Source organism: uncultured Clostridium sp. (assembly GCF_934754925.1).
Taxonomy (GTDB): Bacteria; Bacillota; Clostridia; order Clostridiales; family Clostridiaceae; genus Clostridium.
In genome coordinates this window covers 203,347-224,485 of sequence record NZ_CAKVJA010000001.1, presented here as the reverse complement: position 1 = coordinate 224,485, position 21,139 = coordinate 203,347, and the positions used below count along the sequence as shown (strand labels likewise).

General features: G+C 27.3%; 20 protein-coding genes. 17 read left to right on the top strand and 3 right to left on the bottom strand.

Going from position 1 to position 21,139, the window contains the following annotated elements; translation table 11 throughout:
• Positions 1-32: 32 nt before the first annotated feature.
• Positions 33-1,076, bottom strand: a complete 1,044-nt coding sequence (locus tag Q0G30_RS01050) for a nitronate monooxygenase (RefSeq protein WP_294385357.1) — start codon at positions 1,074-1,076, stop codon at positions 33-35.
• 420 nt (positions 1,077-1,496) lie between these two features.
• Here Q0G30_RS01050 and Q0G30_RS01045 point away from each other — a divergent pair, with 420 nt between their 5' ends.
• From Q0G30_RS01045 to htpG, 14 genes are all read left to right on the top strand, one after another.
• Positions 1,497-2,474, top strand: a complete 978-nt coding sequence (locus Q0G30_RS01045) for a beta-ketoacyl-ACP synthase III (RefSeq protein WP_294385355.1) — start codon at positions 1,497-1,499, stop codon at positions 2,472-2,474.
• A 67-nt stretch (positions 2,475-2,541) separates the two neighbouring features.
• Complete coding sequence (gene acpP, locus Q0G30_RS01040) at positions 2,542-2,769, top strand: acyl carrier protein (protein ID WP_294385352.1); 228 nt, start codon at positions 2,542-2,544, stop codon at positions 2,767-2,769.
• Positions 2,770-2,785: 16 nt separating this feature from the next.
• On the top strand, positions 2,786-3,712 hold the full coding sequence (fabK, locus tag Q0G30_RS01035; RefSeq protein ID WP_294385349.1) for an enoyl-[acyl-carrier-protein] reductase FabK: 927 nt from the start codon (positions 2,786-2,788) through the stop codon (positions 3,710-3,712).
• A gap of 19 nt (positions 3,713-3,731) precedes the next feature.
• The gene (gene fabD, locus Q0G30_RS01030; RefSeq protein WP_294385537.1) at positions 3,732-4,685 is read left to right on the top strand and encodes an ACP S-malonyltransferase; all 954 of its coding nucleotides are present in this window, start codon (positions 3,732-3,734) and stop codon (positions 4,683-4,685) included.
• On the top strand, positions 4,679-5,422 hold the full coding sequence (gene fabG, locus Q0G30_RS01025) for a 3-oxoacyl-[acyl-carrier-protein] reductase (protein ID WP_294385345.1): 744 nt from the start codon (positions 4,679-4,681) through the stop codon (positions 5,420-5,422). Before fabD ends, fabG begins: the two co-directional genes overlap by 7 nt.
• A 13-nt stretch (positions 5,423-5,435) precedes the next feature.
• Complete coding sequence (gene fabF, locus Q0G30_RS01020) at positions 5,436-6,671, top strand: beta-ketoacyl-ACP synthase II (protein ID WP_294385342.1); 1,236 nt, start codon at positions 5,436-5,438, stop codon at positions 6,669-6,671.
• A gap of 5 nt (positions 6,672-6,676) precedes the next feature.
• Positions 6,677-7,156 carry an acetyl-CoA carboxylase biotin carboxyl carrier protein gene (accB, locus tag Q0G30_RS01015; protein WP_294385339.1) on the top strand — a complete coding sequence of 160 codons (480 nt, stop codon included), beginning with the start codon at positions 6,677-6,679 and terminating at the stop codon, positions 7,154-7,156.
• A 91-nt stretch (positions 7,157-7,247) separates the two neighbouring features.
• Positions 7,248-7,664, top strand: coding sequence for a 3-hydroxyacyl-ACP dehydratase FabZ (gene fabZ, locus Q0G30_RS01010; protein ID WP_294385335.1), 417 nt, complete (start codon positions 7,248-7,250; stop codon positions 7,662-7,664).
• A gap of 16 nt (positions 7,665-7,680) precedes the next feature.
• Positions 7,681-9,024 (top strand): acetyl-CoA carboxylase biotin carboxylase subunit, encoded by a 1,344-nt coding sequence (locus Q0G30_RS01005; RefSeq protein ID WP_294385334.1) that lies wholly within the window; start codon positions 7,681-7,683, stop codon positions 9,022-9,024.
• Positions 9,025-9,036: 12 nt separating this feature from the next.
• Positions 9,037-9,906 (top strand): acetyl-CoA carboxylase, carboxyltransferase subunit beta, encoded by an 870-nt coding sequence (accD, locus tag Q0G30_RS01000; RefSeq protein WP_294385332.1) that lies wholly within the window; start codon positions 9,037-9,039, stop codon positions 9,904-9,906.
• Complete coding sequence (locus tag Q0G30_RS00995; RefSeq protein WP_294385330.1) at positions 9,899-10,690, top strand: acetyl-CoA carboxylase carboxyltransferase subunit alpha; 792 nt, start codon at positions 9,899-9,901, stop codon at positions 10,688-10,690. Before accD ends, Q0G30_RS00995 begins: the two co-directional genes overlap by 8 nt.
• A gap of 257 nt (positions 10,691-10,947) precedes the next feature.
• On the top strand, positions 10,948-11,622 hold the full coding sequence (locus Q0G30_RS00990) for a biosynthetic peptidoglycan transglycosylase (RefSeq protein ID WP_294385328.1): 675 nt from the start codon (positions 10,948-10,950) through the stop codon (positions 11,620-11,622).
• Positions 11,623-11,793: 171 nt separating this feature from the next.
• Complete coding sequence (locus Q0G30_RS00985) at positions 11,794-13,143, top strand: alpha-amylase family glycosyl hydrolase (protein ID WP_294385326.1); 1,350 nt, start codon at positions 11,794-11,796, stop codon at positions 13,141-13,143.
• Positions 13,144-13,513: 370 nt separating this feature from the next.
• Positions 13,514-15,394 (top strand): molecular chaperone HtpG, encoded by a 1,881-nt coding sequence (htpG, locus tag Q0G30_RS00980; RefSeq protein WP_294385322.1) that lies wholly within the window; start codon positions 13,514-13,516, stop codon positions 15,392-15,394.
• Between the two features lie 99 nt (positions 15,395-15,493).
• On the opposite strand, the gene Q0G30_RS00975 is transcribed toward htpG, so the two are convergent.
• A complete protein-coding gene (locus tag Q0G30_RS00975) occupies positions 15,494-15,796 on the bottom strand; it encodes a hypothetical protein (protein WP_294129716.1) in 303 nt (100 codons plus the stop codon).
• A gap of 231 nt (positions 15,797-16,027) precedes the next feature.
• On the opposite strand from Q0G30_RS00975, the gene Q0G30_RS00970 reads away from it, so the two are divergent.
• A complete protein-coding gene (locus tag Q0G30_RS00970; protein WP_294129717.1) occupies positions 16,028-16,555 on the top strand; it encodes a hypothetical protein in 528 nt (175 codons plus the stop codon).
• Positions 16,556-16,575: 20 nt separating this feature from the next.
• On the opposite strand, the gene Q0G30_RS00965 is transcribed toward Q0G30_RS00970, so the two are convergent.
• Complete coding sequence (locus tag Q0G30_RS00965; RefSeq protein ID WP_294385321.1) at positions 16,576-17,481, bottom strand: radical SAM protein; 906 nt, start codon at positions 17,479-17,481, stop codon at positions 16,576-16,578.
• A gap of 126 nt (positions 17,482-17,607) precedes the next feature.
• Between Q0G30_RS00965 and zapA the strand changes: the two genes are divergently transcribed.
• The gene (zapA, locus tag Q0G30_RS00960) at positions 17,608-18,618 is read left to right on the top strand and encodes a cell division protein ZapA (RefSeq protein WP_294385318.1); all 1,011 of its coding nucleotides are present in this window, start codon (positions 17,608-17,610) and stop codon (positions 18,616-18,618) included.
• 155 nt (positions 18,619-18,773) lie between these two features.
• Entirely contained in the window at positions 18,774-21,134 is a 2,361-nt protein-coding gene (locus tag Q0G30_RS00955; RefSeq protein WP_294385316.1) for a U32 family peptidase, read from the top strand.
• Positions 21,135-21,139 lie beyond the last annotated feature (5 nt).

Sequence of the window (21,139 nt, the reverse complement as noted above, 5' to 3'; positions counted from 1 at the left end):
GAGTTAGATTTAAACATCCTACTTGCTTCTTTCTAAACAATTAATTCATCTAGCAATTCTTTAACTGACAACATTTTATTAATTCTATACGCATTTGCCCCACAAAATATTAATCCATTATCAATATTCCCTCGAGCCGCATTTATTAAGGCCTCACTTATGCAATATGGGGTAGTAGATGGATTACATGGAACTAAGCAATTATAACATTTACTTATTTTATTATTTTCATTATTAATTTTTTTAAAAAAATTATTATTTATTGCTCTTCCTGGCATACCAACAGGACTTTTAACGATTTTAATATCATTTTTAGTACAATTTAAATAAGCTTCTTTAAATTTAATATGAGCATCACATTCATATGTTGCAACAAATCTACTTCCTATCTGAACTCCATTAGCTCCTAATTCCATGTATCTTTTTATATCATTAGAATCAAAAACTCCCCCTGCAACAATTACAGGTATTTTTTGGCCATATTCAATTTCTAAATTTTTAACTGTTTCTAATATATCTTTAACATTATTTTCAAATTTATTTATATCACTTTCTATACTATCAGCCTTAAATCCTAAGTGACCTCCAGCTTCAGGGCCTTCTATAATAATACCATCTGCAATTTTATTATAATGTTTTTTCCAATATGATAATATAAGCTTTGTTGCTTTAGATGATGATACTATTGGTAATATTTTTATTTCACTATTTTTTGTATATTCAGGTAACTTTAGTGGTAATCCGGCACCGGATATTATTAAATCTGCTCCACTCTCAATACTAGATTTAACTAATTCCTTATAATTTTTCATTGCCACCATTATATTTACACCGATTATTCCATTGTTACTTATTTCTTTTGCTTTTATTACATGTTTTTTCAATGCTCTTATATTTGCTTGCAATGTATTCTTTTCAAAGTCTTCTTCAAGATAGCCAGGGTGTGCTGCAGAAATGACTCCTATAGCACCATGTTTTGCAACATTTCCAGCTAAACTTGAAAGTGAAACTCCAACTCCCATACCACCTTGTATTATTGGTAATTTCGCTATTAAATTTCCTATTTTTAATTCCATATGATTCTCCTTCACTTAAAATACTTTGATAATCAAAATATATTTAAAAGTATAATATATACTTAACGAAAAGGCAATATTGTAAAAAAATATTGACAAAATTTAAAAGTAGAATTATTATAAAGATGTTTGATAATCAAAATATTTGAAAGGAGAGTGGATAATTTTAGAAGTTAAGTCGCTATTTGAATTATTTTTATATGAGACAGTAAATCTACATTTATTGTTATTTCGGAATTATTTTTACTTTATATAAACTTTTACAATAATCTACTATTATATTTTTTGTTAAATATAATAGCAACTTATTATTTATTATGAGATTAACTAAGGAGAAATATTAAAAAATTTAATATTTCATATTTTTAACAATATTATTTGATTATCAAATAATTATATTTTTAAAACAAAGGTGCTAAGATGAGTATAGTAAAAATAGTAGGTGTTGGACATTATTGTCCAGAAAATGCTGTAAGTAATGATCAATTATCAACTTTAGTTGATACATCACATGAATGGATAGTTAAGAGAACTGGGATATCTGAAAGAAGGATTTCAAAAGGTGAAGGTACAGTAGATTTAGCTGTTAAAGCAGCAATTAATGCTATGGATATGGCAAGATGTACACCAGAAGATATTGATTTAATTATAGTTGCAACGACTTCACCAGATAGAATTATGCCATCTACAGCTTGTAGTGTTCAAAGTATATTAGGTTGTAATAATGCAGCAGCATTTGATATAACAGCTGCTTGTTCAGGTTTTTTATATGCAACAATAATTGCTAATTCATTAATGAAAAATGGAGAGGGTAGCAAAGCTTTAGTTATTGGTAGTGAAGTTCTTTCAAGAATAGTAGATTGGAATGATAGAAATACTTGCGTATTATTTGGTGATGGTGCTGGTGCCGCTATTCTAGAAATAAGTACTGATAATAGTAGAATAATAAGTACTTATTTTGGCTCTGATGGAAAAACAGGTGCTAAAGCATTGACTGCTAATCAATTTCCAATTGAAACACCATTTGCAGATACATCTTTAAAAAGAGAAGAATATATACAAATGGATGGTAGAGAAGTTTTCAAATTTGCTATATCAATAATTCCTAAGGTAGTAAATAAGCTACTAGAGAATTCAAATGAAGATATATCAAATATTAAATATATTATTCCACATCAAGCAAATCTTAGAATAATAGATGATGCTGCTAAAAAGTTAAATATAAGTAAGGACAAGTTCTATGTTAACTTAGAATCTTATGGAAATACTTCTGCAGCTAGTGTACCTATAGCTTTTAGTGAAGCTATTAACAAGGGTTTACTTAATAAAGGTGATAAAGTTATTTTAGTTGCTTTTGGTGGTGGATTAACTTGGGCTGGAATATTACTAGAATTATAATATTTCGTTAATTGTTAAATTTATAAAATAAATAAAAAAATAGTTAAATTTTTAGGAGGAAATTAAAATGATATTTGAGAAAATTAGAGAAATAATCGTAGAACAATTAGGGGTTAATGAAGAGGATGTTAAATTAGAAACAAGTTTCATAGAAGATTTAGAAGCTGATTCGTTAGATTTATTCCAAGTAATAATGGAACTTGAAGATGCTTTTGATGTAAAAGTTGAAGAGGTGGAAAATATAAAAACAGTTTCAGATGCCGTGAACTTCATTGAAAAAGCAACAGCAAAATAGTATTGGAGGTAAATATATGAAAAAGGATATATGCGGTATTTTAGGTATTAAGTATCCTATTTTTCAAGGTGGAATGGCTTGGGTTTCAGAAAGTACTCTTGCTGCAGCAGTTTCCAATGCTGGAGGTCTTGGTATTATAGCAGGAGCAAATGCTCCTGCTAGCCATATAAGAGATGAAATAAGAAAAACTAAGAAGCTTACAGATAGACCTTTTGGACTTAATATAATGCTCTTATCTGATAATGCTGATGAATTAGCAGATATTGCAATTGAAGAAGGAGTTAAAGTTATAACTACAGGTGCAGGTAACCCCGGTAAATTTATGGATAAATGGAAGGAAGCTGGTATTGTAGTGATTCCTGTTGTAGCTTCTGTTGCATTAGCTAAAAGAATGGAACGTTGCGGAGCTGATGCTATTATAGCCGAAGGTTGTGAGTCAGGTGGGCATGTTGGTAAGCTAACTACAATGGCGTTATTACCACAAGTCGTTGATGCCGTAAATATTCCTGTTATAGGTGCTGGTGGCATAGCTGATGGAAGGGGTATTACAGCTGCATTTGCTCTTGGAGCTAGTGGTATTCAAGTAGGTACTAGATTTTTAGCATCAGAAGAATGTCAAATTCATGATAATTATAAAAATGCTGTAATAAAATCGAAGGATATTGATACTGTAGTTACTGGAAGATGCACAGGACATCCAGTTCAAGTGCTAAAAAATAAGCTTGCAAAAGAATATTTAAAACTTGAAAATGCTAATGCAAGTATTGATGAACTTGAAGAATTGGGTAAGGGAGCTCTTAAAAAGGCCGTAGTAGATGGCGATATTGAAAATGGTTCATTAATGGCAGGGCAAATATCTGGAATGGTAAAAAAGGTTCAAAGTGTTAAAGAAATAATTGAAGAAATGTTTAATGAATACGAAGAAGTAAAAAGAAGTTTATAACTAATAGATTAATGGAGGAATTATGAAGATAGCATTTATTTTCTCAGGTCAAGGTTCTCAATATATAGGAATGGGAAAAGAATTATATGATAATATTCCTAGTTGTAAAAAAATATATGATAAAGCTAATGAAGTTTTAGGATTTGATTTAAAAGAATTAATATTTAATGGCGATAAAGAAGATTTAAATATTACTGAAAATACACAACCTGCAATATTAACAACTTCTATAGCAATTCTTCAAGCTATAAAGGATAAAGGTATTAATCCAGATATAGTTGCAGGATTAAGCTTAGGAGAGTATTCTGCACTTGTTGCTAGTGAAGCTTTAGATTTTGAAACAGCAGTTTCTTTAGTAAAAAAAAGAGGCCGTTTTATGCAAGAAGCAGTACCACAAGGTATTGGTTCAATGGTTGCAGTAATTGGATTAGATGAAAATAAAATAAAGAAAACATTAAAAGTGGCTAGTGAAAAAGGAGTAGTGGAGATAGCTAACTATAATACTAATAATCAAATAGTAATAGGTGGAGAAAAGCAAGCTGTTGAATTTGCAAGTGAACTACTTAAAGAATGTGGTGCAAGAAGGGTTATTCCCCTAAAAGTATCAGGACCATTCCATACTTCATTATTAAACGAAGCATCTATAAAATTAAAAAATGAATTTAAAAATATACATTTTAATGATCCAAAAATAAAGACAATAACAAATGTTACAGCAGATTTTATTGAAAATGGAAGTGAAATTAAAAATTTATTAATAAATCAAGTTAAGTCTTCTGTAAGATGGAGTGAAACTATTGAAAGAATGATTGATGAAGGTATAGATACATTTATTGAAATAGGACCTTTAAAAACTTTAAGTAGTTTTGTTCGTGAAATAAGCAAAGAAAAAAAAGCTACAGTAAAAATCTTTAATGTAGAAGATTTAAAATCGCTTAATAAGACACTAGAAGGGATGGAAGCTATATGTTAAAAGGAAAAAATGTAATAGTAACTGGTGCTACAAGAGGAATCGGTAAGGAAATTGCATTAACTTTAGCACAAAATGGAGCTAATATAGCTATGAATTATAGGAACTTAAATAGTGAAGTAGAAGATTTAATCAATGAAATTAAGAGTTTTGGTGTAGATGTTTTAGCAATAAAATGTGATGTAAGTATTACTGATGAGGTTGATAACTTTGTAAAGGAAGTAAAGTCTCATTACAATACAATAGATATTTTAGTTAATAATGCTGGTATCACTAAAGATGGATTAATTCTTAGAATGAAAGAAGAAGACTTTGATGATGTTCTAGATGTTAATTTAAAGGGGACTTTTAATACTACAAAAGCAGTTTCTTCTATTATGGTTAGGCAAAAATATGGAAAGATAATAAATATTTCTTCTGTAGTTGGTATATCAGGTAATGCAGGGCAATGTAATTATGCGGCTTCAAAAGCTGGAGTTATTGGCTTCTCTAAATCAGTAGCAAGAGAGCTTGCTTCAAGAAATATAAATGTTAATGTAGTAGCTCCAGGATATATAAATACTGATATGACTAAAAACCTACCTGATAAGGTTAAAGAGGAAATAATTAAAAGTATACCTATGAAAAAAATAGGTGATCCAAAAGAAGTTGCTAATTTAGTATTATTCTTATCATCAAATTTATCAGACTATATTACAGGCCAAGTAATAAATGTTGATGGTGGAATGGTAATGGCATAAAGGAGGCATTAAATTGAAAAGAAGAGTAGTAATTACTGGACTTGGAGCTATAACTCCAATAGGAAATAATGTAGAAAGTTTTTGGAAAGGTATTAAATTAGGCAAAAACGGAATAGATGAAATATCTTTATTTAATGCCGAAAATTTAAAAGTAAAAATGGCTGCTGAGGTTAAAGATTTTGACCCTAGCAACTTTATAGATAAAAAAGAAGCAAAAAGAATGGATAGATACACTCAATTTGCTATTATAGCAGCAGAAGAATCTATCAAGGATAGTAACCTTGATTTTAATAATTTAAATAAAGAAAGAGTCGGAGTAATGTTTGGATCCGGTATTGGTGGACTTTGTACTATTGAAAGCCAAATAAGAACTTTAGCTGCTAAGGGGCCTAATAGAGTATCTCCTCTTACTATTCCAATGGCTATATCAAATATTGCTTCAGGTACTATTGCAATAAAATATGGTATTTTAGGAAGTACATTAAGCTTAACTTCTGCATGTGCTACTTCAACTCATTGTATAGGTGAAGCTTATAGAAGTATAAAAGATGGTTATCTTGATGTTATTGTCGCTGGTGGCGCTGAAGCATCTATATGTGAATTTGGTATTGCAGGCTTCCAATCACTTACTGCATTAAGTAGAAGTGAAGATAAAAACAGAGCATCAATTCCATTTGATAAAGAAAGAAATGGCTTTGTTATGGGTGAAGGCGCTGGAGCATTAATATTAGAAGACTTAGACAGTGCTTTAAAAAGAGGTGCCAAAATTTATGCTGAAATAGTTGGTTATGGTTCAACTTGTGATGCTTATCATATAACATCACCTTGCTTAGATGGTGATGGTGCATATAGGGCTATGAGAGATGCATTAAATGATGCTGATATAAGTTCTGATAAAATATCATATATAAATGCACATGGTACATCAACAGAAATTAATGATAGAGTTGAAACTTTAGCTATTAAAAAAGCTTTAGGTGATAATTATATGAATGCATATGTTAGTTCTACTAAATCAATGACAGGTCACTTATTAGGTGCTGCTGGTGCTATTGAAGCCATTGTTTCAATAAAATCACTACAAGATAATTTTGTTCCAGCAACAATTAATTATGTAAATAGAGATGAAGATTGTGATTTAAACCTTGTTGTTAATGAAGGAAAAGAATGTAACGTAGAATATACAATGTCAAACTCTTTAGGATTTGGTGGACATAACGGCACTCTTATATTTAAAAAATGGAGGTAGTTAGAATGTTAGACTATAACCAAATAAAAGAGCTTATTAAAGAGATAGATACATCATCTCTAAGAGTATTTGAATTAGAAAATAGTGATATAAAATTAAAGCTTAGTAAAAACGAAGAAAACTCTTCATATAAAGAAAATATTATTAATACAACATCTTTTGAAAATTCTACAGCCTTTAAAAAGGAGACTACAACTTCACCTGAAGAAACTTTAGTTGAAACTGAAGAATTAATAGAAGAAAACTTAAATATAGTTAGATCACCATTAGTTGGAACTTATTACGCATCTTCAACTCCTGGAGGCGCTCCATATGTTGAGGTTGGATCTAAAGTAAAAAAAGGTGATGTACTTTGTATAGTTGAAGCTATGAAGATAATGAATGAAATCACATCAGAAGTTGATGGTGAAATTGTTGAAGCTTTAAGAAGTGATGAAGAAATTGTTGAGTTTGGAATGGAATTATTTAAAATTCGTTCGTTATAATAAATATATTATAGATATCGGTGGTGGTGAAAATCTAATAATATTTTTACTGCCACTTATTAAAATATCTATTATTTAAGGAGATTTTAAAATGGATATTAAGGAAATTATGGATATAATACCTCATAGATATCCTTTTCTTTTAATAGATAAGGTTATAAAAATTGAGGAAAATAAAATAACTGCAATAAAAAATGTTACAGCAAACGAACATTACTTTCAAGGTCATTTTCCAACTGAACCTGTTATGCCAGGTGTTTTAATAATTGAAGCCTTAGCACAGGCTGGCGCTGTAGCTCTTTTAAGTAAAGATGAATTCAAAGGTAAGATTGCATATTTTGCAGGAATAAATAATGCTAAATTTAAAAGAAAAGTTGTTCCAGGTGATACATTAAGATTAGAAGTTGAACTTACTAAAATACGTGGCAAAGCTGGTATAGGATACGGAATTGCTTATGTTGAAGATAAGAAGGTTTGTGAAGGAGAATTAACCTTCATGGTAGGTTAATAAAAAGAGGTGTTTTATGATTAGAAAAGTTTTAATAGCTAATAGAGGTGAAATTGCTGTAAGAATTATAAGAGCTTGTAGGGAGCTTGGACTAAAAACTGTTGCTATTTATTCTGAAATTGATAAAGATGCCATGCATACAGAACTTGCAGATGAAGCTATTTGTGTTGGAACTTCAAAATCTAAAGATTCTTACCTTAATGAAAGTAATATCATCAGTGCAGCAGTAGTAACAGGTTGTAACGCAATTCATCCAGGCTTTGGATTTTTATCAGAAAAAGCTAGCTTCGCAAGTATGTGTGAAGACTGTAATATTAAGTTTATTGGCCCAAGTAGTGAAACAATAAATATTATGGGAAATAAATCAGCAGCAAGAGAAATAATGAAAAATGCAGGCGTTCCAGTTATTCCTGGTAGTGATGGTCTTATTGAAAATATTGAAGTGGCTAAAATAGAAGCTAAAAGAATTGGATATCCAATAATGATTAAAGCTTCCTTAGGCGGTGGAGGAAAGGGTATAAGAATTGTTACTAATGAAGATGAATTAGAAAATTCGTTTTTTACTGCAAAAACGGAAGCCAAAAATAACTTTGGTGATGATTCAGTATATATGGAGAAATTCATAGAAAATCCAAGACATATAGAATTTCAAATTTTAGGAGATATCTTTGGTAATGTTATTCATCTTGGCGAAAGAGATTGTACTATTCAAAGAAGGAATCAAAAGGTCCTTGAAGAGGCCCCATCTTATATATTAAATGATGAATTAAGAAAACAAATGGGTGAATTCGCAATTAAAGCTGCAAAGGCAGTTAATTATGTCAATGCTGGTACAATTGAATTTTTAGTAGATAAGCATGGTAACTTTTATTTTATGGAAATGAACACAAGAATACAAGTTGAACATCCTATAACTGAAATGATAACCTCTGTTGATATAGTAAAGGAGCAATTAAAAATTGCTAACGGCGATGAATTACAATTTACACAAGATGATATAAAAATAGAAGGTCATGCTATTGAGTGTAGAATAAATGCTGAAAATCCAAAGAAGGCATTTGCTCCTTGCCCTGGTAAAATTAATTTTTTAAACATACCAGGAGGTAATGGAATTAGAGTTGATACGGCTGTTTATACTGGTTATACTATTCCACCAACTTATGATTCTATGATAGCAAAGCTTATTGCTCATGGAAAAACTAGGGAAGAGGCAATTAATAAAATGTTGCGAGCTCTAGATGAATTTATTATTGAAGGAATAGAAAGCAATATAGACTTTCAAATTGATATTTTAAATAATAATATATTCCGCTTAGGAACTTATGATACAAGTTTTATAGGCAAAGAATATAATCTATAAGTTGGTGAAATTATGGGTATTTTTAAGAAAAAACAATATGGTGTAATAAATATGCCGTCTGTTGATAATAATGATACTCCTATTGTTCCTGATGGAGCATGGGTAAAGTGTGATCATTGTGGAAAGATTTTATATAAAAAAAATTTAGAAGAAAATTATAAAATGTGTCCTAATTGTAATTATTATTTTAGACTAACTGCAAATGAAAGAATATCTTTAATTTGTGATAAGGATACATTTGTTGAATTTAATAAATGTCTAAAATCAAAAAATCCAATGAACTTCCCTGGCTATGATAATAAATTAAAAGTAAATAAAGAAAATTCCAAAATTAATGAAGCTGTTATAACTGGTAAATGCGAAATTAATGGAAATAAATCTATCATTTGTGTAATGGATTCTAGCTTTATGATGGGAAGTATGGGTACTGTTGTTGGTGAAAAAATAACTTTTGCTATAGAAAAAGCAATTAGTGAAAAACTTCCTATAATAATCTTTACTGCTTCTGGTGGAGCTAGGATGCAAGAAGGAATTCTTTCATTAATGCAAATGGCTAAAATTAGTGCTTCACTAGCAAAACATAGTAAAGAAGGATTACTTTATATTACAGTTTTAACCGATCCTACAACTGGTGGAGTTACTGCGAGCTTTGCAATGTTAGGAGATATAATTCTTGCAGAACCAAAAGCTTTAGTAGGATTTGCAGGAAGAAGAGTTATTGAAGGAACTATTAAAGAAAAATTACCTGATGATTTTCAAAGTGCAGAATTCTTATTAGAAAAGGGATTTGTAGATAGTATTATAGATAGATCTGAATTAAAGACTACACTATCCCTATTATTAGAATTACACAAACCTCAAGGAGGTGAATCATTTGAGTAAAAAAATTAAAGCATGGGATAGATTAACAATTGCTAGAATGGTTGAAAGACCTAACGCTGAAGATTATATAAAATTAATTTTTAATAACTTTTTTGAATTACACGGAGATAGAAACTATAGAGATGATAAATCTATCATTGGAGGAATAGGGTTATTAGAAAATATTCCAGTTACTATAGTTGGTATCCAAAAAGGTAAAAACTTAAAAGAAAATATGGAAAGAAATTTTGGCTCTCCTTATCCCGAAGGATATAGAAAAGCATTAAGATTGATGAAGCAAGCTGAAAGATTTAACAGACCTATTATTTGTTTTATAAATACTTCAGGAGCATATTGCGGTGTAGAAGCTGAAGAACGTGGCCAAGGAGAAGCTATTGCTAGAAACCTATTGGAAATATCTCAACTTACTGTACCTATTATTTCTATAATTGTAGGTGAAGGAGGTAGTGGAGGTGCTATAGCATTAGCTTGTGGTGATAGAGTATGGGCATTAGAAAATTCTATATATTCTATTTTATCACCTGAAGGGTTTGCTTCTATATTACTAAAGGATTCATCAAAAGCTCAAGAGGTTTCAGAAATAATGGGAATAACATCTTATGACTTATTAGAAAAAGGAATAATTGAAAAGATTATTAAGGAGCCTATTGGTGGAGCTCAAAATGACATTGCTTTTGTTGCAAATGAAATTAAAGATAATTTAATAAATGAAATTAAAATTTTGCAAAATAAAACTGTAAGAGAACTTTTAAACGAAAGATATTTACGTTATAGAAGCTTTTAATAAATAAAATAGATGAGCAGGTAATTTTAAAACCTGCTCATTTATTTTAAGGTAATTATACAGAGGTATGTGTTGCTCAATACACTAAATGTATCTACATTAAAGATTATTACCACTTTTCTTATTTTATACACAATATTAATATTTTTTTATTATTAAATTACTAAATTGTAATTTAAATTAAATGTATTTATATGGATATATTGCGAGTTTTTGTTGTATAATGTATTTATAATTAAATTAAAGAGAAGGAATTTATGTGTATGGCGAAAAAAGTTAGATTTAAACTACTAAAATTTTTATTTATTTTCATTATTTTAACATGCTTTACTTCTGTATTAATAATTTCTAGTGTTTATCGTTCTATTATTAATGATATAGAAATTCAAAATATAGTTAACGAAATACAAGCTAGTTCTAATTATGTACAAGTTGAAGATATCAATGAAATTTTTTTGGATGCAATTGTTGCAATTGAGGATCATCGCTTTTATAAGCATGGTGCAATTGATTTAATTTCTATAGCTCGTGCAACATTCATCAACATAAAAAATAAAGATATTGTTGAGGGTGGAAGTACTATTACTCAACAATTAGTTAAAAATTTATTTCTAAATATGGAGCAAACTTTAGAAAGAAAGCTTAATGAAATATTTATAGCCTTTGAACTAGAAAAATTATATTCTAAAGAAGAAATTTTAGAACTCTATGTTAATATTGTGTATTATGGAGATGGATTTACAGGAATAAAATCTGCATGTAATGGTTATTTTAATAAGGAACCAAAAGATTTAAGTAAAGATGAAGCAACTCTTTTAGCAGGCTTACCACAAGCTCCAAGTGCTTATGCTTTGAATAGCAATTATGAAAAAGCGCTTGAAAGACAACAACAAGTTATTGAAGCATTAAATAACTTAAATATTACTTATTAAATATTATATAATAAACTTATAACTATAAAATGTATGCCTTTTGGATAAAATAATTATTTAAAATCCAAAAGGCTTTATTTATAGGAGAATATTATGAGTTTTTTTATATTATATATTATATTGTGAATAGTTATATTTATGATAATAGTAAATGTTTTAGGAGGGTATTAGATGTTAACTTCAATAAAAGATGCAGTATTTTATCACATTTATCCATTAGGATTCTGTGGAGCTATAAATAATGGAAAAGATATATCGTCAACTTCTGGTTTTAATAAATTTGATGATAGATGGATAAAACACTTAAAAAATATGGGTATAAATGCAATTTATTTTGGACCTATATTTAAATCTAGCTATCATGGCTACGATACAATAGATTATCTAAAAATAGATGATCGCTTAGGAACCAATGATGATTTTAAAAATATAGTAACTAAACTTCATGATAATAATATAAGAGTTATTATTGATGGAGTATTTAACCATGTAGGAAGAGAATTTTGGGCTTTTGAAGATGTTAAAAATAACAAATCAAATTCTCAATACGCTTCTTGGTTTAACATCGATTTTAATGGCAATAGTAACTATAATGATGGTTTTTATTATGAAGGTTGGGAAGGACATTATGATTTAGTTAAACTAAACCTATATAATAAAAATGTAAAAGATTATTTACTTCATGTTGTTGAATATTGGATTGATAAACTCGATATCGATGGTATAAGGTTAGATGTTGCATATTCATTAGATAAAAACTTTATAAAAGAATTAAGATTTGCAACAAATAAATTAAAAAAGGATTTCTGGTTAATGGGAGAGATGATTCATGGAGATTATAACTCTATAGTTTCACCAGAAATGCTACATTCTGCTACGAATTACGAATTATATAAGGGATTATATTCAAGTCATAATGATAAAAATTATTTTGAAATAGCTTATTCTCTAAATAGACAATTTGGTGAATATGGAATATATAAAAATTTAACATTATATAACTTTGTTGACAACCACGATGTAAATAGAATAGCTACTATAATAAATGATAAGAGATATTTAAATAATATATATACTTTATTATTTACAATTCCAGGAATACCATCAATTTATTATGGTAGTGAATGGGGAATAGAAGGAGATAGGAGTGTAACTGATCTTACTCTAAGACCAGAACTTTCAATAGATGATTTCGATAACAATGAAAGCTCAAAAAATCTTGAAACCTTTATAACCAGATTAATTAATATAAGAAAAAATAACAAAGAACTTACTTTAGGAATATACAAAGAGTTTATTGTTAAGAATAGACAATTTGTATTTGGTAGATACCTAAATAATAATTGGATAATAATATTATTAAATTTAGATGACAAAGAAGCGTATATTGAGCTTAATAGCCCATTTAAGAATAGCACTATTATTAATTTATTAGATGAAAATGATAAGTATGTAAATGAAAATAATAAAATTACTATAAAAATGAATGCTTTTAGCAGTAAAATATTAAAGGAAATTTAATTTACTTTATAATAAAAATATAACTCTCATTGATTAAATATTAAGAAGAGTTATATTTTTATTATTTTAATTATAGATTATAAAAAAAATTAATTATTTATAATTAAATATATGTAGATATAATAAGATTTTATTTTTTTACAGTATCTTCTCTTATTAACCCTCCATAATATAATTGATATATTCTAATTATATTCATAATTTTTTCAAACTAGAGTAATTTTAAAAACATTATAATTAAAATAACTATCCTAAAATATACCTTTAAGATGTTGACATTAAAATTTAAAGGAGTAAAATAAATATATAGTTAGCACTCACCGCTATAGAGTGCTAACAGTAATATGTTAACTTAAAAGGAGAGAGTTTTATGGAAACAAAACAATTTAAAGCTGAATCTAAAAGACTTTTAGATTTAATGATTAATTCAATTTACACACATAGAGAAATATTTCTAAGAGAGCTTATATCTAATGCTAGTGATGCAATTGATAAAATTTATTATAAATCTTTAAGTGATGATAATATAAGTTTCAACAAAGAAGATTTCTTTATTAAGGTTTCTATAGATAAAGAAAATAGAACTATAAAAATTTCTGATACTGGAATTGGTATGAACAAGAGTGAATTAGATGACAACTTAGGTGTTATTGCTAAAAGTGGTTCTCTTCAATTCAAAAAAGAAAATGAAATTAAAGATGGTTGTGATATAATAGGTCAATTTGGTGTTGGTTTCTATTCATCATTTTTAGTAGCTGATAAAGTTACTGTAATCACTAAAGCCTTTGGAAGTGATGAAGCATATAAATGGGAATCTACTGGTGTTGAAGGATATACAATAGAACCTTATACTAAGGATACAGTTGGTACAGATATTATATTACATGTAAAGGCTAATACTGAGGATGAGAATTTTGATGAATATTTAAATGAATATAAAATTCAATCTTTAATAAAGAAATATTCAGATTTTATTAGATATCCAATCAAAATGGATCTTACTGAAAGAAAACTTAAAGAAGGAACTGAAAATGAGTATGAAGACTACATAGAAGAAAAAGTAGTTAATAGTATGGTCCCAATTTGGAGAAAAAATAAAAATGAATTAACTCAAGAAGATTACAATAATTTTTATAAAGAAAAACATTATGGATTTGATACTCCTTTAAAACATATTCATTTAAGTGTTGATGGAACTGTAAGCTATAATGCAATATTATATATTCCTGAAAATATGCCTTATGATTTCTATACAAAAGATTATGAAAAGGGATTAGAGTTATATTCTAATGGAGTTATGATAATGAATAAATGCTCCGACCTTCTTCCTGACTATTTTGGATTTGTTAAAGGAATTGTTGATTCAGAAGATTTATCATTAAATATATCTAGAGAAATTCTTCAACATGATAGACAATTAAGATTCATTGCTAAAAATATTAAAAATAAAATCAAAAGTGAACTTGAAAAAATGCTTAGAAATGAAAGAGAAAATTATGAAAAATTCTATAAAGCATTTGGAAGAACTTTAAAATTTGGTGTATATGATAATTTTGGAGCTGAAAAAGAAGTACTTCAAGATTTATTAATGTTCTATTCATCAAAGGAAAAGAAGATGGTTACATTAGATGAATATATTACAAGAATGAGCGAAGAACAAAAATATATTTACTATGCTGTTGGTGAATCTATTGATAGAATTGAAAAAATGCCACAAACTGAACTTTTACTAGATAAAGGATATGAAATTCTATACTTTACAGATGATATTGATGAGTTTGCTATAAAAATGTTAATGAAATATAAAGAAAAAGAATTTAAATCTGTATCTAGTAGTGATTTAGGTATAGAAAGTAATGATGAAGAAAATAAAACAGAAGAGAATAATGAAGAAAATAAATCATTATTTGATGCTATGAAAGAGATTCTAAGCGATAAAATAAGTGCTGTTAAAGTTTCGAATAAATTAAAAAATCATCCTGTTTGCTTATCAAACGAAGGAGATTTATCTATTGAAATGGAAAAGGTATTAAATTCAATGCCAAATAATCAAGCTATAAAGGCTCAAAAGGTATTAGAAATTAATGTTCATCATGAAGTATTCAATGCTTTAAAGGATGCATATGAAAATGATAAAGATAAATTTAATTTATATACTAATCTTTTATACAATCAAGCATTGTTAATAGAAGGATTATCAATATCAGATCCTGTTGAATTCACAAACGACATCTGTAAATTAATGAAATAATTTGTTAATATAAAATCCCTCATTTAATTTATTATATTAAATGAGGGCTTTTATATCTTATATTAAGTTATAAAATTCTTAATATAAAAAAAGTATAAGCTATACGTATTTAAATTTCACAATAATTTCCTTGATTTCACCTTTTGAATTTTTTCTAATTGAAAAGTTTTTAATATCTTTAAACTCATTTTCTAATTGAAATGAAAGTTCATTAATAGTAGCTTTACATTTTTTTGATAAATCATTATCCTCAACTACAACAAATCTTGATTTTCTACAAGTTGTTTCATTTTGTAAATCATCAATTACTACATAGTAATCTGAATTTTCCTCAATTACATAATACTCCTTATTTAATGTTAAGCTTGAACATAAGTTATTATCTATACATCTTAAAATCATGATAAAATCCTCCCTACCCCTTTTTTTAAAATTATAAACTATAATTTACAAAAATTAAATAGTAACATTACATAAATTTAACATCAATTTTTAGTAAGAAGTTCTATTAATTTTATAAATATATTTTACAAGTATATATTAAATCCTGTATAATCAACAGTGCTAAAGAAATTTAATATGCTATTTTAATCTAAAGAAAAAACTTTTATTAATAATATTGGAGGGAAATACATGGAAATAAAGGATAGAGGATTAAATGAAAAAATTAATCAATTAAAAAAAGGTTTAGAAATAGTTGGTGGAAAATCTGCTCTACTATTAGAAGATAATAACGAAATTTTAAACTATATTATAGAAAAAGCTTTTAATGATGGAGTTGTTAAATTTAATATAAACAATATTGAATATACTATTAATGAATTAATTAAATGTAAACAAGCTTATGAAATTTATTTCCTAAAAAATAAATTAACTACTCTAAATTCAATAGTTTATAAAATTAAAAAATATGATACATCTTTAGACTCGCTGATTAGAAAATATAAAAAAAGCAGATCATTAGAAGAATATAATGAAATTACTAATAGAATCAAAAAAACTTATAGACTTGATATTAATAAGTTAGTACTAAGTAGCATTAATGGTGAAGTTTTAAATGAGTTGAGTTTAGAAGAACAAGAAGCTTTTTATAGTGAATATTTAACTCAAAAAAGAAAGCAGATAATAGATGGTGTTATTAGTAAAATGGGGATAGTTTAATATAAACTATCCTTTTTATCTTACACACCTTCATTGTTGAAATTTGGTACAAATTCTTCTGAATCTGTTCCAGATTCTTGAATAAATCCATTTCTTACTCCTATTGAAAGAGCATAATTAACAATAGAATCATAGGTTTTTTCATTAATACTTTTATTAATTTCAGGATACATTTTTGCATTGTACATTGGAGTATATTGATTCATTAATGATATATATACATTGTCTCCAAATTTTTTATAAATAGCATCAATAATCTTTTTGGAATCAAATAATAATCCAGGCAATAATAAATGTCTTATAATAACCCCTTTCATAATGATTCCATCTTCATTAAACTTTGGATTACCTACTTGTCTTATCATTTCATCTATTATTTCTAATGCATTCTTTGAATATCCTTTTATTTTTGAATATTTTAAAGCATATTTATCTTCAAAATACTTAAAGTCAGGTAAGTAAACATCTATATATCCATCTAAAGCTTTTATTGTATCTAATGTATCTATAGAATTAGTATTATATATTATAGGTAAATTTAGTCCGTTATTCTTTGCTATTTTTAATGCTTCTATAATTTGGGGTACAAAGTGAGTTGGCGTAACTAAATTTATATTATTTGCTCCTTTATCTTGTAGTTCTAAAAATATTTCTGCTAATCTTTCTAGTGTTATTTCTGTACCAAAACCTTCACTTGATATTTTATAGTTTTGGCAAAAAACACATTTTAAATTGCAATTAGAAAAGAATACTGTTCCTGAGCCATTTTTTCCTGAAACACAAGGTTCTTCCCAAAAATGCAGGGCAGCTCTTGCTATTTTTATACTATTATTACTATTGCATACACCTTTAATTCCTTTATTTCTGTTTACATTACACTTTCTCATACATAAAGTACAATTTTCTAATAATTTTATATAATCCATAAAAACACCTCATAAAATTTAGTATATCAGTATATATTACATTAATCAATTTAAGGTAACATATAGTTATTTTAGGTCAAATGTGGTATAATTATGGCATAATGAAAATTCGAGAGGTGTAATATAATGAATACGGTAACGGTTGTAATAAATGGTATTGAATATAATTTGAGAGGAAAAGAAGATGAAAGATATTTGTCTGAAGTTGCCGCTTATGTAGATACTAAAATAAGAGAAATTTCAGGAAGCAATAAAAAATTAAGTACAAGTTCTGCTGCAGTTCTTACTGCTGTTAATATTGCTGATGAACTTTTTAAATGTGATTTAGAAATTGGAAATATTACTAAGAAAAAAAATTCTCTTGAAGAACGTCATTTAACATTAAAAGAAAGATTAAGAGAACTTAAAGTTGAAATAGACGAAACTGCAAAAGCAAGGGCCTCGGAAGTTGAGTCTCTAAAGTCTGTTATCTTTGATATGGAATCAAAGTTAAAAGAGTTAGAAAGCTATAAATTATTAAGTGAAGAGTTAACAGAGAAAGTAAAAACATTAACTGAAATAAACAATAATAATGAAACTCAAATTTCAGAGTTAAACAAAGAATTATTAGACTTGCAAAGTACAAATCAAAAACTTGAAGATAAGGTTAAAAGTTGTACTGATGAAATAAATAATAGAGTATCAATTTCTGAATTTGAAGAAGCCATTACAAAATTAGAAAAAACACAAAAAATTAATCTTATATTAAGTGATGAAAATGATGACCTTAAGGAAAAAGTATCAACATATCAAGTTCAAGCTAATAACTATTCTATTGAAAACTCTGAATTGAAGGAAACTGAATGTAAGTTAATAGAAAAATTGAAATTTAAAGAAGCTGAATTAGAAGAATTTAAACTATTAAATGAAAAACAAACTTTAGAAGAAAAAAATACTATGGAGAAAAAGATTAACTCATTAGAAATAGAGTTACAAGATGCATTAAAGAAAAAGGAAACTTATAGATTGCGTAATAAGGATATTAACTTCCAATTACAAAACTATAAGTACAAAGTTTTAGATTTAGAGAAAAAACTTATTGATACTCAATTTAATCTAGCATTAGAAAAAAGAGATAAAAATCCACTATTAAGATAAGTCTGTTCATCAATGAGCAGACTTATTTTAATTAGTATAGAAAAACAATAACAATTATGTTATAACAATAAGTAGTTATGCTAAATTAATTAGTCAATATTATAAATTTCAAACAAAAGATTACATTAATTTTTTTAAATTTAGGAGAGATTATTATGAATAAAATAGAGGTTTTAGCACCTGCTGGAAGCATGGAAAGTTTATATGCTGCTATAAATAAAGGCGCTGATGCTGTTTATCTTGGTGGAAACAAATTTTCTGCTAGAGCTTATGCATCTAATTTTGATAATGAAAATATGCAAAAAGCTATTGATTACGCACATAGTTATGGTGTTAAGATTTATGTAACCATAAATACAATACTAAAAGAAAATGAAGTTGAAGAGGCAGTTAGATATGTTGGATATTTATATGAAATAGGTGCAGATGCCTTAATAATCCAAGACTTAGGTCTTTTTAAACGAATTAAAGAAGATTATCCTGATTTTGAACTTCATGCTTCTACACAAATGACAATTCATAATGGAGAAGCTGCTATATATTTTAAGGAAAAGGGATTTCATAGAGTTGTACTCTCTAGAGAAATGACAATTGATGAAATTAAATACATTTCAAAAGATTTAATGATAGAGACTGAAATGTTTGTTCATGGAGCAATTTGTGTTAGTTATTCTGGACAATGTTTAATGAGTTCAATAATAGGTGGAAGAAGTGGTAACAGAGGAAGATGTGCTCAACCATGTAGAATGGAATATATATTAAAAGGTGAGAAATCAGGTGAACAAAAAGGTCATTTATTAAGTCCAAAAGATATGTGTACTATAGATGATGTTAAAGATATAGTTGAAAGTGGAACTCATTCTTTAAAAATAGAGGGAAGAATGAAAAGACCTGAATATGTAGCTGGAGTAGTTGACAATTATAGAAAAGCTGTAGATAAAGTGCTATTTAAGAAAAAATATAATGAAAAAGAAGGTAAAGTACAATTACTTCAACTCTTTAATAGAAGTGGATTTACCAACGCATATTTAAAAGGAAATACCGGTCGCGATATGATGAGTTTCAATTCACCTAAAAATACTGGAGTTCCACTAGGTGTAGTTGAAAAATCTGGTGAAATTAAACTTAAGGAAAGTTTATCTTTAGGGGATGGAGTTAGATATAGGGATAAAGGCTTTTCAGTAAGTAAAATTTTATTAAATGATAAAGAAGTTTCAAATGCTAAAAGAGGTGATAGTGTTAAACTTTTCCCTATAGATTATAAAAAAGGTGATGAACTATTTAAGAGTTTAAATAAACAACTTTTTGATGAATTAGAAGACTATATTAAGCCTTATAGCAAGAAGATTTCTTTAAATGCAAGAGTTAAATTTGTGGTTAATTCTCCAATAGAATTAAGCATAATACATAATAATAAAGAATATATCTTTATTGGTGAAATTGTACAAAAGGCAGAAAAAAGACCTTTAGATAGAGAAAGAATTGAAGAAGCATTAAAAAAATCTGGTGATATTCCATTTAAGTTAGATTTTATTGAATTTACTGACTTTGAAGATGGATTCTTACGTATTGCTGATTTAAATAATTTAAGAAGAGATGCTTTAGAAGGTATTGCAAAAAGTATTTGTAAAGAGTCTAGAAGAAAACGATCAAAAAAAGAAGATAAAAAACTATCTAACTCAATAAATAATAATATGAATATTGCTGAAATATATAGTTGCATTACAAAGGATCAACTTAATGCATTATTAGATTGTAATATAAAACATATAGCCATTGACATCTTTAGTAGAGAATCAGGTGCTCTTAGAATATCAGATTTAATAGATATATTTGAAAAGGTAAATGATGATGTAAATTTATATATTAAAACATCTTCTATAATAAAAGGTGAATTTGATAAGGTGTGTAAATTTATAGATAAAGCTAAACCTTATATAAAAGGGCTAATAACCTCTAATATAGGATTAATTAATGTATATAAAGATTCACTTACTATAATTGGTGATTATAAACTTAATATAATGAATTCTCAAAGTTTAGAATTTTATCAAAAAGAAATTGCAATTCCTACATTAAGTATGGAATTAAACAAATCTGAAATTAAAGAAATAACTCGTAAAAATAAAGGTAATAATGCTTATGTTATTTATGGTAAACCTGAGCTTATGATTAGTGAATATTGTCCTATAGGAAGTACTTTTGGAGGTAGAAAAACTAATGTAGAATGTAATGCAATTTGTACTAGAGATAAATTCACTCTTATAGATAGAGTAAATGAAAAAAATAGAGTAATGACTGATTTATTCTGCAGAAGTTATATTTTAAATCCAGTACCACTAAATTTATTTGATGAAATTAGTACATTAAAGGAAATTGGAATTAAAACATTTAGATTTGATTTTAGAGATGAAAGTTATGACGAAGTTAAAAAAGTAATTAATATGTATAAAAATAATGAAGCTTATGATAAAAATAATTATACAAAGGGGCAATTTAGAAGAGGAATAGAATAGGAGGG